The sequence below is a fragment of the Curtobacterium sp. PsM8 genome (assembly GCF_030433875.1).
In the GTDB taxonomy this organism is placed as follows: Bacteria; Actinomycetota; Actinomycetes; order Actinomycetales; family Microbacteriaceae; genus Curtobacterium.
Map to the genome: position 1 here is coordinate 1 of NZ_JARUXD010000015.1, position 12,606 is coordinate 12,606.

A 12,606-nucleotide genomic window follows, 5' to 3' on the forward strand; every position below is an offset into this window, starting at 1 on the left:
CCCGGGCCGGCGGGTCCCGGGGGGGGGGGGGGGGGGGGGCACCGCCCCCCGGGGCGGGCCGGGGGGGGGGCCGACCCGTCGGTCGGGGGAACGGTGGTGGTGTGTCTCGCGCTTCGGTCGATCGGATCGCCAGCAGATCAGCTGCTGGCGGCGGCCTGCTCGACCGCGAGCGTTTCGGTGCCACCGCCCGTGCTGATGGCGATCTTGCGCGGCTTCGAGGACTCCTGCACCGGGATCGTGACGCTCAGCACACCGTTGTCGTAGTGGGCGGCGATGCGCTCGACGTCGAGGCCGTCGCCGAGCGTCAGCTGTCGGACGAACGAGCCCGGCTGCCGCTCGCGGGTGAGCCACTGCGCGCCCTCGGGGGCTCCGAGCGTCCGTTCGGCCCGGATCGTGAGCACGGAGCCGTCGACGTCGATGTCGACCGAACCCGGGTCGACACCGGGCAGGTCGACGTCCATCACGTAGTGGTCGCCGGCGCGGTACAGGTCCATCGGCATCGAGCGGGGGCCGGTACCGGCTCCGGCGAGGAGGGACCCGGCGAGACGGTCGAGCTCGCGGAACGGATCGAAGTTCATGGCCATCTGACATCAACTCCTTCTCTGAGTGGTTCGCAGTTGAGTCGCCGTGACTCAACTGCGACCTGTTTTAGCACTCGAACCCGGAGAGTGCCAAAAGACTGCTCAGAGGACGCCGAGAGCACAGCCAGCCAGCGTCCGAACGGTCGCGGCTAGGATCGACGGCGACATGAGCAGCTCGTTCACCCTCCCTGACGCCGCGTCGCTCGGCGATCTCCGCACCTACCTCGGGCGAGCCGCTCGGATCGAGGACGGGTCGGTCCGTCTGATCGCCGACTCCGGCGTCCTGGCCGTCTACACGGCGATCCTGTACCCGCTCGGACTGCTCGACGAGCTGCCGACCGTGCTCGGGCTCCGGACGTTCGCGCTGACCCAGCCGGAGCACATCGACGTCGTCGTACCGCTGCGCTCATTCCAGGAACGCCTGCGTCTGCTCGCCGAGGCGCAGGACGCCGCGGACGTCGACAGTGCCGACCCGACGCGGGCCACGCCGATCGAGGTCGAGCTGCCCCTCGAGGTCCACACCGTCACCTGGGCCGCGATCTCACCGCCTCGCGGGGGATGGGCACCGCTGTCGGACGTCTCAGCGGAGCTCCTTCACCGTGCCGCTCGGCAGGGCATCGACGAGGTGGCGGCCGCAGTACCGGCGAGCTCGGGGGAGTCCATCGTCCGACGTGTCCGCTCCGAGGTGTGGGGCCGACCGATCGCCGGCGTCGAGCACCTGCCCGCCGGTGCGGGCTTCGCTGCCGAGAGCCTCGGCTTCCTGGGCACTGAACCGGTCCGGCTGTTCGAGACCGGTCCGTGGAGCCGACTGACGACCTCGCGGGGGCACGTGCTCGTCAAGCGTCGAGCCTGGACCCTGAGCTCCTAGCCGCAACGCCGACGCGCACACCGGGCGTCGACCGCCGACCGAACCCGACGCCGGGGCCACCAGCCCGCCAACAGGCACGCGTGGTTCGCTCGGGATCATGCACGTCTTCCTCACCGGCGCGTCCGGGTACATCGGCTCGGCCGTCCTCCGCGCACTCATCGCCCGTGACCACACCGTCACAGCCGTCCTCCGATCCGACGAGAAGGCGGCCCGTGCCCGTGAAGCCGGCGCCACCGCGATCGTCGGCGACCTGGCCGACCAGGAGCTCGTCGCCCGGCTCGCGCGCGAGGCCGACGCCGTCGTCCACACTGCCTCGGCCGAGGACGTCGACCCTGGTTTCATCGCGACCGTCCTGACGACGCTCGACGGCACCGAGAAGCCGTTCGTCCACACCGGGGGGATCTTCACCTTCGGGGCGTCCAGCGACATCACCGAGGACGCACCGATCGCCCCGCCGGCACTCACGGCGTGGCGATCGGCGAACGAGGCTCGCGTCCGCGCGAGCACCGTCCGCACGACCGTCGTCGCGCCCGGCATCGTCCACGGACACGGCGCGGGCATCCCGACGATGTTCGTCCCCGACGGTGAGGCACCGGTCCGTCTGGTCGGTGACGGCACGCAGCGCTGGACGACCGTGCACGTGGACGACCTGGCCGAGCTCTACGTCCTCGCGGTCGAACGCGGTGATCAGGACGGGTACCTGGTCGCAGCGTCCGGCCACAACCCGACGGTCCGCGACCTGGCGCAGGCCGGCGTCGACGGACAGCCTGGTGTCGGGGGACAGGCCGATGCCCATGCCGCCGTGGTCGCCGAGTCCGTCGACGAATCGCGGGAGCGCCTCGGCACGGACTTCGCCGACGCCCTGCTGCTCGACCAGGCGGCGACCGGTGCGCACGCCCGCAGCCTCGGGTGGAAGCCGTCGCACCCGACCCTGGTCGAGGAACTCCGGAGCGGCTACCGCGCCGACTGACACGGACGCGCCGCCTGACGCGGACGCGACAGCACGGCACGCGAGAGCACGAGGCGGCCGCAGCGCGGCGCGCGGGACCAGAGGACGGACCGCGCCGACCGACGTCGACGTCAGTCGAACGAGTTCGTCATCGCGTGGGCTGCACGGTCGAGGTAGCCCCAGAGCTCAGCCTCGTCGAGCGGGGCGAGGCCGAGCGACTCGACCGCGTCGTGCATGTGCTGCAACCAGTGCTCGCGGGCCTCGGGCGTGATGCGGAACGGGTTGTGGCGCATCCGCAACCGGGGGTGCCCGCGCTGCTCGCTGTACGTCGACGGTCCACCCCAGTACTGCTGCAGGAACTGCGACAGGCGCCAGATCGCGCCGTCGAGGTCCTCGGCCGGGTACATCGGCCAGATGACCTCGTCCTGCTGCACACCCTCGTAGAAGCGGCGCACCAGGCGGTCGAAGGTCGGGGCGCCGCCGATGCGGTCGAAGAGCGAGCCGCTCGCCGCCGCACCACCGAGGCCGACGCGGAGCGTGACGGGCTGCGCGGGCACGCCGCCGACGCCACCGGCACCGGCAACGCCGCCGAGGCCAGACCCACCGGTCCCGGGCTCACCGGGCGGCGGGCCGATGGGCAGTGACGGTCCGGTCATGGCGAGTCCTCGTGGTCGGTGCTGGGTTCGTCCCCGGTGCGGATTGGGCGCCCGAAGACGTTCCGCCGGGCGCTGCGTGACCTGGTGGGTGCCGGGACGGGCGCGGTCCGCACCGGGCGCAGGCCGTTCACCGACGTCGCGTTCTCCCACCCGGCGGGCATGATCATCGACATCGCGGGGAGGGTCACGCCGAGTTCGTCGACGCTGTGCTTCAGCCGGATCCGGAGTTCGCGGCCGACGACGTCGAGTTCGGAGGCGCGGGTCTTCACGACGAGACGGAACACCATGCCGGTGTCGGTGATCGACTGCAGTCCCCAGATCTCGGGCTTCTCGACGATGCGCTGGCGCCACCGGGGCTCTTGCGACATGGTGACGGCCGCGTGGAGCAGGGCGTCCTGCACGGCGTCGATGTCCGTGTCGTAGGGGACGGTGATGTCGACCAGGACGCGGGACCAGCCCTGGGACAGGTTGCCGACGCGGAGGATCTGGCCGTTCGGCACGAACCAGAGGATCCCGTTGACGTCGCGGATCTGCATGACGCGCAGCCCGACGCTCTCGACGATGCCGGTGGCCTGCCCGGTGTCGACGACGTCGCCGACGCCTGCCTGGTCCTCGAGGATCATGAAGATGCCGGACAGGATGTCGCGGACGATGCTCTGCGCACCGACCGCCAGGCCGGCGGCGACGACCGAAGCGCCACCGACGATGCCGACCGCGGCGGTGGGGAAGACCGTCGAGATGACGATGGCGAACGCGATCACCGCGACGACGACCGTCGCCAGGTTCTCGAGCACGCTGCCGAGGGTGCGGGTGCGCTGGACGACCCGGGCGGTCTGCAACGGCGAGGCGACGAGCGCCTGCGTGTCCGCCGCACCCTGCCGCTTCTTGACGCCGTTGACGATGCGGTCGACGACCTGCTTGATGGTCCGGCGCAGGATGAGTCGGAGGATCACCGCCGCGAGCAGGACGATGACGATGGTGATCGGGACGTGCCAGGTGTCGACGAACTGGGTGAACGTGTTCGACGCCCACTTCGAGACGTCGGGGGAGTCTGCAACCAAGAGCATGATCCGGTCGATGCTAAGCGGCGAGGCCTCGGCGTCCCTGGAGGAACGCCGAGGCCTCGCCGCCGGTCACATCAGACTCAGACGTCCGCCGCCTGGACGCGGAGGGCACGCTCGGTGCCCGCGAGGTTCTCGGTGACGATGCGGCGCAGGGCCGGCGTCTCCGGGTGTGCCTCGAGCCACGCCACGGCCGCGTCACGCAGCTCCGTCGACGCCAGCGGCGCGGGGTAGAGCCCCGTGACGACCGTGTCGGCGATGTGGTAGCTGCGCTCGTCCCAGATGCGGGTGATCACGTCGAAGTACCGCGACACGAGGCCCTCGAGCACGACCGGGGAGTTCACGTGCTGGAACCCGATCGTGGTCTGGCGGACGATCGCGTTCGGTGCGTCGTCGCTGTCCACGAGGGACGAGAACGCCGCCAGCTTGCCCTCGGCGGTCGGGATCGTCGCCCGGGCACGCGCGGCGGCCTGCTCGCCGGAGGCCGTGCGGTCGGCGGCGAGCTCGGTGTCGATCTCGTCGTTGCCCGCGGCGCCGGCGAGCACGAGGCCCTCCAGCAGCTCCCAGCGGAGGTCGGTGTCGACCTCGAGCCCCTGCAGCGTCACCGAACCGTCGCGCAGGCCCTGCAGCGTCGCCACGTGCTCTGGCGTCGACGGGATCTGCGCGAAGAACTTCACGAACTGGAACTGCGCGTCGGAGCCGGACTCAGCCGACGACGCGAGCTGCCAGAGGGTGTCGCCGACGGTGCGGACGGTGCTGTCGGACTTCGCCGGTGCGACGTAGTTCCGCGCGGTCAGCAGGAGCTGCGACAGCGTGGTCCGGATCGTCGTGGACTCGGTCTCGGTCGCGATGTTGCCGAGTGCCAGGGACACGTAGTCGCTGGCGGGGGACTCGGCGTCGCGCGTGGCGTCCCAGACGGCACCCCAGACGATCGAACGGGCGAGCGGGTTCGCGATCGCGGCGAGGTGCTCGATCGCGGTGCGGCGGGACTGCTCGTCGAGGCGGATCTTGGCGTAGGCCAGGTCGTCGTCGTTGAGCAGCACGAGGTCGCCCCGGTGCACGCCGACGAGCTCGGGCACGTCGGTGCGGGGACCGTCGACGTCGATCTCGACGCGGTGTGCCCGCTCGAGCTTGCCGCCGGACGACGCGGTGTCGGCGCCGAACGGGGCCGAGGCGTCGTTCGTGAACGAGTACACGCCGATGGCCAGGCGGTGCGGGCGCAGCGTCGGGTGGTCGGCCGGGGCTTCCTGCAGCACGGCGAAGGACGTGATGACACCGTCGGCGTCGGTCTCGATCTCCGGGCGCAGGGTGTTCACGCCGGCGGTCTCGAGCCAGAGCTTCGACCACTCGGACAGGTCACGGCCGCTGGTGGACTCGAGCTCGACGAGCAGGTCGGCCAGCTCCGTGTTGGAGTGGTGGTGCTTCTTGAAGTACGCCGAGACGCCCGCGAAGAACGCGTCGATGCCGACCCAGGCGACGAGCTGCTTGAGGACCGAGCCGCCCTTCGCGTAGGTGATGCCGTCGAAGTTGACCTGCACGTCTTCGAGGTCGTTGATCGTCGCGACGATCGGGTGCGTCGAGGGGAGCTGGTCCTGCCGGTAGGCCCAGGACTTCTCCATCGCCTGGAACGTCGTCCAGGCCTCGGTCCACTCGGTGGCCTCGGCCGTGGCGATCGTCGACGCCCACTCGGCGAACGACTCGTTGAGCCACAGGTCGTTCCACCACTTCATGGTGACGAGGTCGCCGAACCACATGTGCGCGAGTTCGTGCAGGATCGTGACGACCCGGCGCTCCTTGATGGCGTCCGTGACCTTCGAGCGGAACACGTAGGTCTCGGTGAAGGTCACCGCGCCCGCGTTCTCCATCGCGCCGGCGTTGAACTCCGGCACGAAGAGCTGGTCGTACTTCTCGAACGGGTACGCGACGTCGAACTTCTCCTCGAAGTACGCGAAGCCCTTGCGGGTGATGTCGAAGACGTACTCCGGGTCGAGGTACTCGGCCAGCGACTTCCGGGCGAACACCCCGAGCGGGATGGTGCGGCCGTCACGGCTGGTGAGCTCGCTGCGGACGACCTCGTACGGGCCGGCGACGAGCGCGGTGATGTAGCTCGAGATCTTCGCGGTCGGCGGGAACGTCCACGTGGCGTGGTCGCCGTCGACGTGCGGCTCGGGCGTGGGGGCGTTCGAGACGACCTGCCAGCGCGCCGGTGCGGTCACGGTGAAGCGGAACTCGGCCTTGAGGTCGGGCTGCTCGAACACCGCGAACATGCGGCGGCTGTCCGGGACCTCGAACTGCGAGTAGAGGTAGACCTCGTCGTCGACGGGGTCCACGAAGCGGTGCAGGCCTTCGCCGGTGTTCGTGTACAGCGCGTCGGCGACCACGACGAGCTCGTTCTGCTCCTGCAGGTCGGCGAGCTGGATCCGGACGCCGTCGTTCACGGCGTCGACGTCGAGCGCCGTGCCGTTCAGGGTGACCGAGTGGACGGTCTTCGTGATGGCGTCGATGAACGTGCTGGCGCCGGGCGTCGCGGTGAAGCGCACGCGGGTGGTGCTGCCGAAGCTGTCGGCGCCGCGGGTCAGGTCGAGTTCGACGTCGTACGTCTGGACGCTGACGATGCCGGCACGTTCCTGGGCTTCGGTTCTGGTGAGGTTCTCTCCGGGCACGGACGCTCCATCTTCGCTGCGGACGCGGACGATCGATGTCCGCGTGTCGGTGGGTCCCGCTCGGCGTCGTGCGTCGGCGGGACGGCTCGTGACCAGCCTAGCGAGCGGGCGTACGCTGCGATCCGTGACTGACACGACTGTGGAGAACCCTCATGCGACCCGGACTGATGTGGAGTTCTGGTTCGACCCGACCTGCCCCTGGGCGTGGATGACGAGCCGCTGGGTGGGTGAGGTCGAGCAGCACCGCGACCTCGACGTCACCTGGAACGTGATGAGCCTGTTCGTCCTCAACGAGCACAACGAGGACATGCCCGCCGAGTACCGCGAGGCGATGGAGCGGAACCAGGTGTACTCGCGTCTGGTGACGGCCGCGAAGGCCCGCCACGGCCAGGACGTCGTGAAGCGGCTCTACGACGCCCTCGGCGAGCAGATCCACCACCGCCAGCAGAAGGACCCCGAGCAGGTCGTGCCGGCCGTGCTCGAGCAGCTCGGCCTGGAGGCCGACCTCGCCGACGCCGCGTGGACCGACGAGACCGACGCCGCGATGCGCGAGAGCCACCGCGACGGCATCGAGCGGGTCGGCCAGGACGTCGGCACGCCCGTCATCGCCGTCGACGGCGTCGCCTTCTTCGGCCCGGTCATCTCCCCGGCGCCGAAGGGCCAGCAGGCGCTCGACCTCTGGGACGGCGTCGTCGCCGCGGCCCGCTATCCGGGCTTCTTCGAGCTCAAGCGCTCGCGCACGACCGGCCCGGTCTTCGACACGGTCGACTGACGGGAGGCGCGGCCCGGCCCCGCCACACCGCCTGCGCCCGCCGAGCCTCGGCTCCGCGGACACCTCGCGCCTCCTCGACGCCGCAGAGTGTCCGCTGGGCCGAGGCTCGGCCCCGGCCGGGCCGGGCGGGGCGGCCGGCTCAGCCGAGCGGCAACCGCATCAGCGTGAGGTCGAGCCACCGGTCGGCCTTGCGACCGACCTCGGGCACGACGGCGACGGTCGTGAAGCCGAGCCGTTCGTGCAGTGCGATCGACCCGGTGTTGGCGCTGCAGATGCCGGCGATCATGACGTGCCGACCCTCCGCGGTGGCCCGGGCGACGAGCGCTGCCATCAGCGTCGAGGCGATGCCCCGTCCGCGGAACGACTCGACGACGTAGACGCTGTGCTCGACGGTCAGCCGGTAGCCCTGCTGCGGCCGCCACTGGGAGTAGGTGGCGTAGCCCGCGACGACCCCGTCCACCTCGGTGACGAGGACCGGCCAGCCGTCGCCCTGCCGCTCGGCGAGCCAGGTGTCGAACCAGGCGCGGGGGTGCGGGACCTCCTGCCAGATCGCGGTCGAGTGCAGGACCGCGTCGACGTGGAGTGCGTGCACGACGTCGAGGTCGGCCGGGGTGCAGTCGCGGACGCTGACGGCATCCGTCGCATATGCTGTCGCCATGTCTCACATCGTAGACGAGCCGGAGGGCACGGGCGCAACCCCCGACGTGGATCACCCTGATGCGGAACGCGGCGGTCCGGAACACCCCGACGACGCCGACCAGCGCCGCCTGGGGGAGCGCCTGCAGCGCCTCCGTACCGAGCGCCGCTGGAGCCTCACCGAGCTCGCCGAGGAGTCCGGCGTCTCCCGCGCCATGATCAACCGCGTGGAGCGGGGCATCTCGAGCCCGACCGCGACGATCCTCGGCCGTCTCTCCGGAGCGTTCGGCCTCACCGTCTCGCAGCTCCTCGACGACGCTCTCGAACACGAGGTCCCCCGCACCAGCGACCCGGACGAGGCCCGCGGGATCCAGCGCGCCGCCTCGGCCGACTCGTGGACCGACCCGGAGACCGGGTACCGCCGCCGTCCCCTGTCGAGCGCGGACTTCCCGGCCGACGTCACCGAGGTCCGCCTGCCGGCCGGCCGCGAGGTCGCCTACCCCGCCAGCGCCTACGCCTTCCTGCGGCACTGCATCTGGGTCGTCGACGGCACCCTCGAACTGCAGGTCGGCGACGCCGCGACGCGGCTGGGCGCGGGCGACCGGATCGAGCTCGGCGAGCCCGCCGACGTCGTGTACCGCAACGCCGGCGACGAGCCGTGCCGGTACGTCGTCGTCGTGGTGCGGCAGCGCTGACGGGAGGCCCGCCCCGGGTCCGGCACCGCGCCTCCCGTCCGCCCGTCGGCCGGGTCGTCGGACCGGTCCGTCCGCTGCGGACCCGGGAATAGGATCGGTCCATGCGCATCCACCTCGGAACGGACCACGCCGGCCTCGAGTTCAACAAGACCCTCGCCACGCACCTGACCGGAGCGGGCCACGAGGTCGTCGACCACGGTCCGACCGCGTACGAGCCGCTCGACGACTACCCCTCGTTCTGCATCAACGCCGCGCACGCCGTGGTGCAGGACCAGCGGGCCGGCGTCCAGGCGCTCGGCGTCGTCTTCGGTGGGTCGGGCAACGGCGAGCAGATCGCCGCGAACAAGGTCGAGGGCATCCGGGCCGCACTGGTGTGGAACGAGTCGACCGCGGTCCTCGCCCGCCAGCACAACGACGCGAACGTCATCTCGATCGGGGCGCGCCAGCACACCGAGGAAGAGGCAATCCGCTTCGTCGACCTGTTCATCGCCGAGCCGTTCTCGGGCGAGGAACGGCACGCCCGCCGCATCGCGCAGCTCGCCGAGTACGAGCAGACCGGCACGATCGCAGGCAAGCAGGTCGACGCGTAGGAGCCGGTCGGGGGACACGACCCGTCAGCGGCACCGGGTAGAACTGGAGCCATGCCCGAGGGTCACTCCGTCCACAGGATCGCCAACCAGTTCACCCGCCACTTCGTCGGCAAGCGCTGCGAGGTGTCCAGCCCCCAGGGCCGGTTCGCCGCGGGCGCCGCTCAGCTGGACGGGAAGAAGCTGATCGCCTCCCGGGCCGTGGGCAAGCAGATGTTCCTGGAGTTCGAGGACGACCTGTTCCTCCGGGTGCACCTGGGCCTGTACGGTGCGTGGGACTTCGCCGGCGTGATCTCCACGGCCGAGGCGCTGTCGGACGACGACGACCGCGAGGAGTCGCTGTCCTCGATCGGTGCCCCGCGGCTCGCCCGCTACCGGATGGCCGAGCAGGAGAAGAACGAGGACCCGATCGAGGCGTTCCCGCCGGACCCGGTCGGCCAGGTGCGTGTGCGGCTGCTCACCGAGGACACCGTCGCCGACCTCCGCGGGCCGACCGCCTGTGTCGTCGAGGACCCGGCCGGGGTGCAGCGTGCGCTCGACAAGCTCGGTCCGGACCCGATGAACGACGACGGTCCCGAGGCCGAGAAGGTCTTCGTCGAGAACGTCCGGAAGCGCAACGTGGCGATCGGGCAGCTGCTGATGGACCAGTCCGTGGTGAGCGGCATCGGCAACATCTACCGCGCCGAGCTGCTGTTCCGGCAGCGGCTCGACCCGTACAAGGTGGGGAAGAAGATCACCGTCAAGCAGGCGAAGGCGCTCTGGGCGGACTGGTCGAAGCTGCTGCACGACGGTGTCCGCGACGGCCTGATGCTGACGATGGACGGGCTGTCCGACGCTGACCACAAGAAGGCGCTGCGCTCCCGCAAGGACCGCCACTGGGTGTACCACCGCCAGGGGGAGCCCTGCCGGGTCTGCGGCACCGAGATCCGGATCGCCGACATGGCCGGCCGCAAGCTCTACTGGTGCCCGAAGGACCAGAAGTAGCCAGGACCTACAGCGTGCGGTGGGTCCAGCGGCCGGCGACGGCCGTGGCCAGGACCGGCATCGTGCGGAGCTCGGCCGAGGTCGCCGTGAGCGGGTCGGCCGGCACGAGGACCAGGTCGGCGACGTCACCGACGGCGACGCCGACGCGCCCGTCGGTGCTGCCCCGCCACGCGGCGAGCGCCGACATCCGCTGTTCCGGGTGCCACGGGCTGCGGCCGTCGCGGTCCCGCCCGACGGCGGCGGCGAGCGCCACCCACGGGTCGAGCGGCGCGACGGGGGCGTCCGAGCCGAGCTGCATCCGGGCTCCGGCGCGCTCGAGGGACGCGAACGGGAACGCCCGGTCGGTGCGGCCCGCCCAGTGGTGGTCGGCGATGTCGCGGTCGTCCATCGCGTGCTCGGGCTGCACCGAGGCGACGACCCCGAGCTGCGCGAACCGGGGGACGTCCTCGGGCTGCAGCAGTTGGGCGTGCTCGATCGTGCCGCGGGTGCCGACGGTCTCGAACGCGTCGAGGGCGAGCGTGACGGCGCGGTCGCCGATGGCGTGCACGGCGGGGACGAGTCCGGCCGCGACGGCACGGCGGAGGACGGGGACCAGGTCCTCGGGGGTCCAGGTGAGGAGCCCCGCGCCGTCCGAGGTGGCGGCGGTCCGGGTGCCGAGGGATCCGTCGGTGATCACCTTGAACGGCCCCATCGTCAGCAGCCCACGGGTGCCCGGGACGACGTCGCCGGTGCGGAGGCCGCGGGCCACCACGTCGTCGAGTTCGCCCGGGTAGACCCCGGAGGCGACGCGGATGCCGTCCGTGCCGGCCGCGATCCGGCGCGCCCACCGGTCGAGTCCGAAGACCATCTCGAGGTCGACGACCCCGGTCACCCCGCGCTGGGCAGCGGCGTCGACCGCTTCCTCGACGGCGGCGTCGAGCAGCTCGTCGGGGACGCGGGACAGTGCGCCGGTGACGTCGAAGGCGTCCTGTTCGCGGAGGACGCCGTCCGCCCCGGTCGGCAGGGCGCGGCCTAGCAGACCGGCGAAGTGCGCGAGGGCACGCGTGTTGCACCAGACGGCGTGCAGGTCCGCGGCCACGACGACGACCGGGAGGCCCGCGGCGGCTCGGTCCAGCAACTCGCGTCGTGCGGGTGCGGGCCAGAGCCCGTCCCGGTAGCCGTGACCGACGAGGACGTGGTCCGGCAGCGCGGTCCGGGCCGCGTCGGCGAGGCGGTCGGCGGTCTCCTCGGCGGAGGTGCAGTCCTGGACGTCGACACGCTGCCGCATCAGGGCCCACTGGTCGAAGTGCACGTGGTGGTCGCGGAGGCCGGGTCCGAGCCAGGCGCCGTCGGCCTCGACGACCTCGACGTCGAGCACGGTGCCGGGCGGGACGTCGGCGGCGCGCGGCACGTCGACCGTCCCGGCGGGCCCGATCGCGGCGATCCGTCCGTCGACGACGAGCACGTCGGCGGGGGCGCCGGACGTCCCCACCCGCCGGACGGTGCGGAGCAGGACGACCGTCACCGTGCCTCCCGCCCGTCGGCGCGCACGTCCACGGAGCGTGTCCGCACCCGCTCCATCTCGTCGGCCAGTGCCGGCGCCGTGTACGGCCCGTCGGCACGGAGGCCCGCGATCACCCGGTCGACGACCTCGGGTGCCTTGTTCTGGCTGAGCTTCGCACGCGCGTCGAACCGGGTGACCCGCAGTCGGATGCCGACGGTGCCGCGGGCGATGCGGCGGGCGGTGTCCTCGTCGACGTCGAGCGACACCGGGGACGGCATCGCCCGCTCGAAGTGGTCGACCAGGTCACCGAGGACCCGGAAGTTCTCGTCGTCGGACAGGATCTCCGGCGTGCCCCACAGGTGCGCGGTGGTGTGGTTCCAGGTCGGCACGAACTGCTCCGGCGGGTACCAGGCGGGGGAGACGTAGCCGTGCGGGCCCTGCACGACGACCAGGACCTCGTGCTGCCCGAGCTCGTGCGCGACCTCGTCCGGACGGCCGACGTGGGACACCAGGACGAGTTCGTCGTCGGCGCTCGGTTCGAGCAGGAACGGGTAGTGCGACGCCACCAGCCCCGCGGCCGTGTGCGACACGATCGTCGCCCAGGGGTTCCCGTCGATGAGCCGTCGGACCTCGTCGACCTCGGTCATCAGGAAGGAGGGTGTGTGCCGCAT

At 71.6% G+C, this 12,606-nt stretch carries 13 protein-coding genes; 6 read left to right on the plus strand and 7 right to left on the minus strand.

All coding sequences use genetic code 11. From position 1 onward, the window contains the following. Positions 1–137: 137 nt before the first annotated feature. Positions 138–584 (minus strand): Hsp20/alpha crystallin family protein, encoded by a 447-nt coding sequence (locus QCD68_RS05275; RefSeq protein ID WP_301222292.1) that lies wholly within the window; start codon positions 582–584, stop codon positions 138–140. A gap of 163 nt (positions 585–747) precedes the next feature. On the opposite strand from QCD68_RS05275, the gene QCD68_RS05280 reads away from it, so the two are divergent. Next, positions 748–1,449, plus strand: a complete 702-nt coding sequence (locus tag QCD68_RS05280) for a hypothetical protein (protein ID WP_301222293.1) — start codon at positions 748–750, stop codon at positions 1,447–1,449. A 97-nt stretch (positions 1,450–1,546) separates the two neighbouring features. Beyond that, positions 1,547–2,419: an NAD-dependent epimerase/dehydratase family protein gene (locus tag QCD68_RS05285; RefSeq protein WP_301222294.1), complete on the plus strand. Its 873-nt coding sequence runs from the start codon at positions 1,547–1,549 to the stop codon at positions 2,417–2,419. Positions 2,420–2,529: 110 nt separating this feature from the next. Here QCD68_RS05285 and QCD68_RS05290 read toward each other — a convergent pair whose 3' ends face one another. The 3 genes from QCD68_RS05290 to pepN all read right to left on the minus strand — a co-directional run bounded on the left by QCD68_RS05290 (position 2,530) and on the right by pepN (position 6,778). Then, the gene (locus QCD68_RS05290; protein ID WP_367316828.1) at positions 2,530–3,054 is read right to left on the minus strand and encodes a globin; all 525 of its coding nucleotides are present in this window, start codon (positions 3,052–3,054) and stop codon (positions 2,530–2,532) included. Next, complete coding sequence (locus QCD68_RS05295) at positions 3,051–4,121, minus strand: mechanosensitive ion channel family protein (RefSeq protein ID WP_301222295.1); 1,071 nt, start codon at positions 4,119–4,121, stop codon at positions 3,051–3,053. Before QCD68_RS05295 ends, QCD68_RS05290 begins: the two co-directional genes overlap by 4 nt. Positions 4,122–4,198: 77 nt before the next feature. Continuing rightward, the gene (gene pepN / locus QCD68_RS05300) at positions 4,199–6,778 is read right to left on the minus strand and encodes an aminopeptidase N (protein WP_221850614.1); all 2,580 of its coding nucleotides are present in this window, start codon (positions 6,776–6,778) and stop codon (positions 4,199–4,201) included. A gap of 208 nt (positions 6,779–6,986) precedes the next feature. Here pepN and QCD68_RS05305 point away from each other — a divergent pair, with 208 nt between their 5' ends. Further along, positions 6,987–7,550, plus strand: coding sequence for a mycothiol-dependent nitroreductase Rv2466c family protein (locus tag QCD68_RS05305; protein WP_260497637.1), 564 nt, complete (start codon positions 6,987–6,989; stop codon positions 7,548–7,550). A gap of 139 nt (positions 7,551–7,689) precedes the next feature. Here QCD68_RS05305 and QCD68_RS05310 read toward each other — a convergent pair whose 3' ends face one another. After that, positions 7,690–8,208 (minus strand): GNAT family N-acetyltransferase, encoded by a 519-nt coding sequence (locus QCD68_RS05310; RefSeq protein WP_301222297.1) that lies wholly within the window; start codon positions 8,206–8,208, stop codon positions 7,690–7,692. Between QCD68_RS05310 and QCD68_RS05315 the strand changes: the two genes are divergently transcribed. The 3 genes from QCD68_RS05315 to QCD68_RS05325 all read left to right on the plus strand — a co-directional run bounded on the left by QCD68_RS05315 (position 8,207) and on the right by QCD68_RS05325 (position 10,452). Next, the gene (locus tag QCD68_RS05315; protein ID WP_301222298.1) at positions 8,207–8,881 is read left to right on the plus strand and encodes a helix-turn-helix domain-containing protein; all 675 of its coding nucleotides are present in this window, start codon (positions 8,207–8,209) and stop codon (positions 8,879–8,881) included. The genes QCD68_RS05310 and QCD68_RS05315 overlap by 2 nt on opposite strands. 101 nt (positions 8,882–8,982) lie before the next feature. Further along, complete coding sequence (locus QCD68_RS05320) at positions 8,983–9,471, plus strand: ribose-5-phosphate isomerase (RefSeq protein WP_111075954.1); 489 nt, start codon at positions 8,983–8,985, stop codon at positions 9,469–9,471. 51 nt (positions 9,472–9,522) lie between these two features. Further along, on the plus strand, positions 9,523–10,452 hold the full coding sequence (locus QCD68_RS05325) for an Fpg/Nei family DNA glycosylase (protein WP_253462008.1): 930 nt from the start codon (positions 9,523–9,525) through the stop codon (positions 10,450–10,452). A 7-nt stretch (positions 10,453–10,459) separates the two neighbouring features. Here the strand turns inward: QCD68_RS05325 and QCD68_RS05330 are convergent, their stop codons facing one another. Both QCD68_RS05330 and QCD68_RS05335 read right to left on the minus strand, forming a co-directional pair. Beyond that, a complete protein-coding gene (locus QCD68_RS05330; protein ID WP_301222299.1) occupies positions 10,460–11,956 on the minus strand; it encodes an amidohydrolase in 1,497 nt (498 codons plus the stop codon). Beyond that, positions 11,953–12,606, minus strand: coding sequence for an FMN-binding negative transcriptional regulator (locus tag QCD68_RS05335; protein WP_301222300.1), 654 nt, complete (start codon positions 12,604–12,606; stop codon positions 11,953–11,955). Before QCD68_RS05335 ends, QCD68_RS05330 begins: the two co-directional genes overlap by 4 nt.

What these genes read in the sequence shown, in the direction of transcription:
- QCD68_RS05275 (WP_301222292.1), bottom strand. Translation starts at nt 584, where the DNA reads ATGGCCATGAACTTCGATCCGTTCCGCGAGCTCGACCGTCTCGCCGGG.
- QCD68_RS05280 (WP_301222293.1), top strand. Translation starts at nt 748, where the DNA reads ATGAGCAGCTCGTTCACCCTCCCTGACGCCGCGTCGCTCGGCGATCTC.
- QCD68_RS05285 (WP_301222294.1), top strand. Translation starts at nt 1,547, where the DNA reads ATGCACGTCTTCCTCACCGGCGCGTCCGGGTACATCGGCTCGGCCGTC.
- QCD68_RS05290 (WP_367316828.1), bottom strand. Translation starts at nt 3,054, where the DNA reads ATGACCGGACCGTCACTGCCCATCGGCCCGCCGCCCGGTGAGCCCGGG.
- QCD68_RS05295 (WP_301222295.1), bottom strand. Translation starts at nt 4,121, where the DNA reads ATGCTCTTGGTTGCAGACTCCCCCGACGTCTCGAAGTGGGCGTCGAAC.
- QCD68_RS05305 (WP_260497637.1), top strand. Translation starts at nt 6,987, where the DNA reads ATGACGAGCCGCTGGGTGGGTGAGGTCGAGCAGCACCGCGACCTCGAC.
- QCD68_RS05315 (WP_301222298.1), top strand. Translation starts at nt 8,207, where the DNA reads ATGTCTCACATCGTAGACGAGCCGGAGGGCACGGGCGCAACCCCCGAC.
- QCD68_RS05310 (WP_301222297.1), bottom strand. Translation starts at nt 8,208, where the DNA reads ATGGCGACAGCATATGCGACGGATGCCGTCAGCGTCCGCGACTGCACC.
- QCD68_RS05320 (WP_111075954.1), top strand. Translation starts at nt 8,983, where the DNA reads ATGCGCATCCACCTCGGAACGGACCACGCCGGCCTCGAGTTCAACAAG.
- QCD68_RS05325 (WP_253462008.1), top strand. Translation starts at nt 9,523, where the DNA reads ATGCCCGAGGGTCACTCCGTCCACAGGATCGCCAACCAGTTCACCCGC.
- QCD68_RS05335 (WP_301222300.1), bottom strand. Translation starts at nt 12,606, where the DNA reads ATGCGGCACACACCCTCCTTCCTGATGACCGAGGTCGACGAGGTCCGA.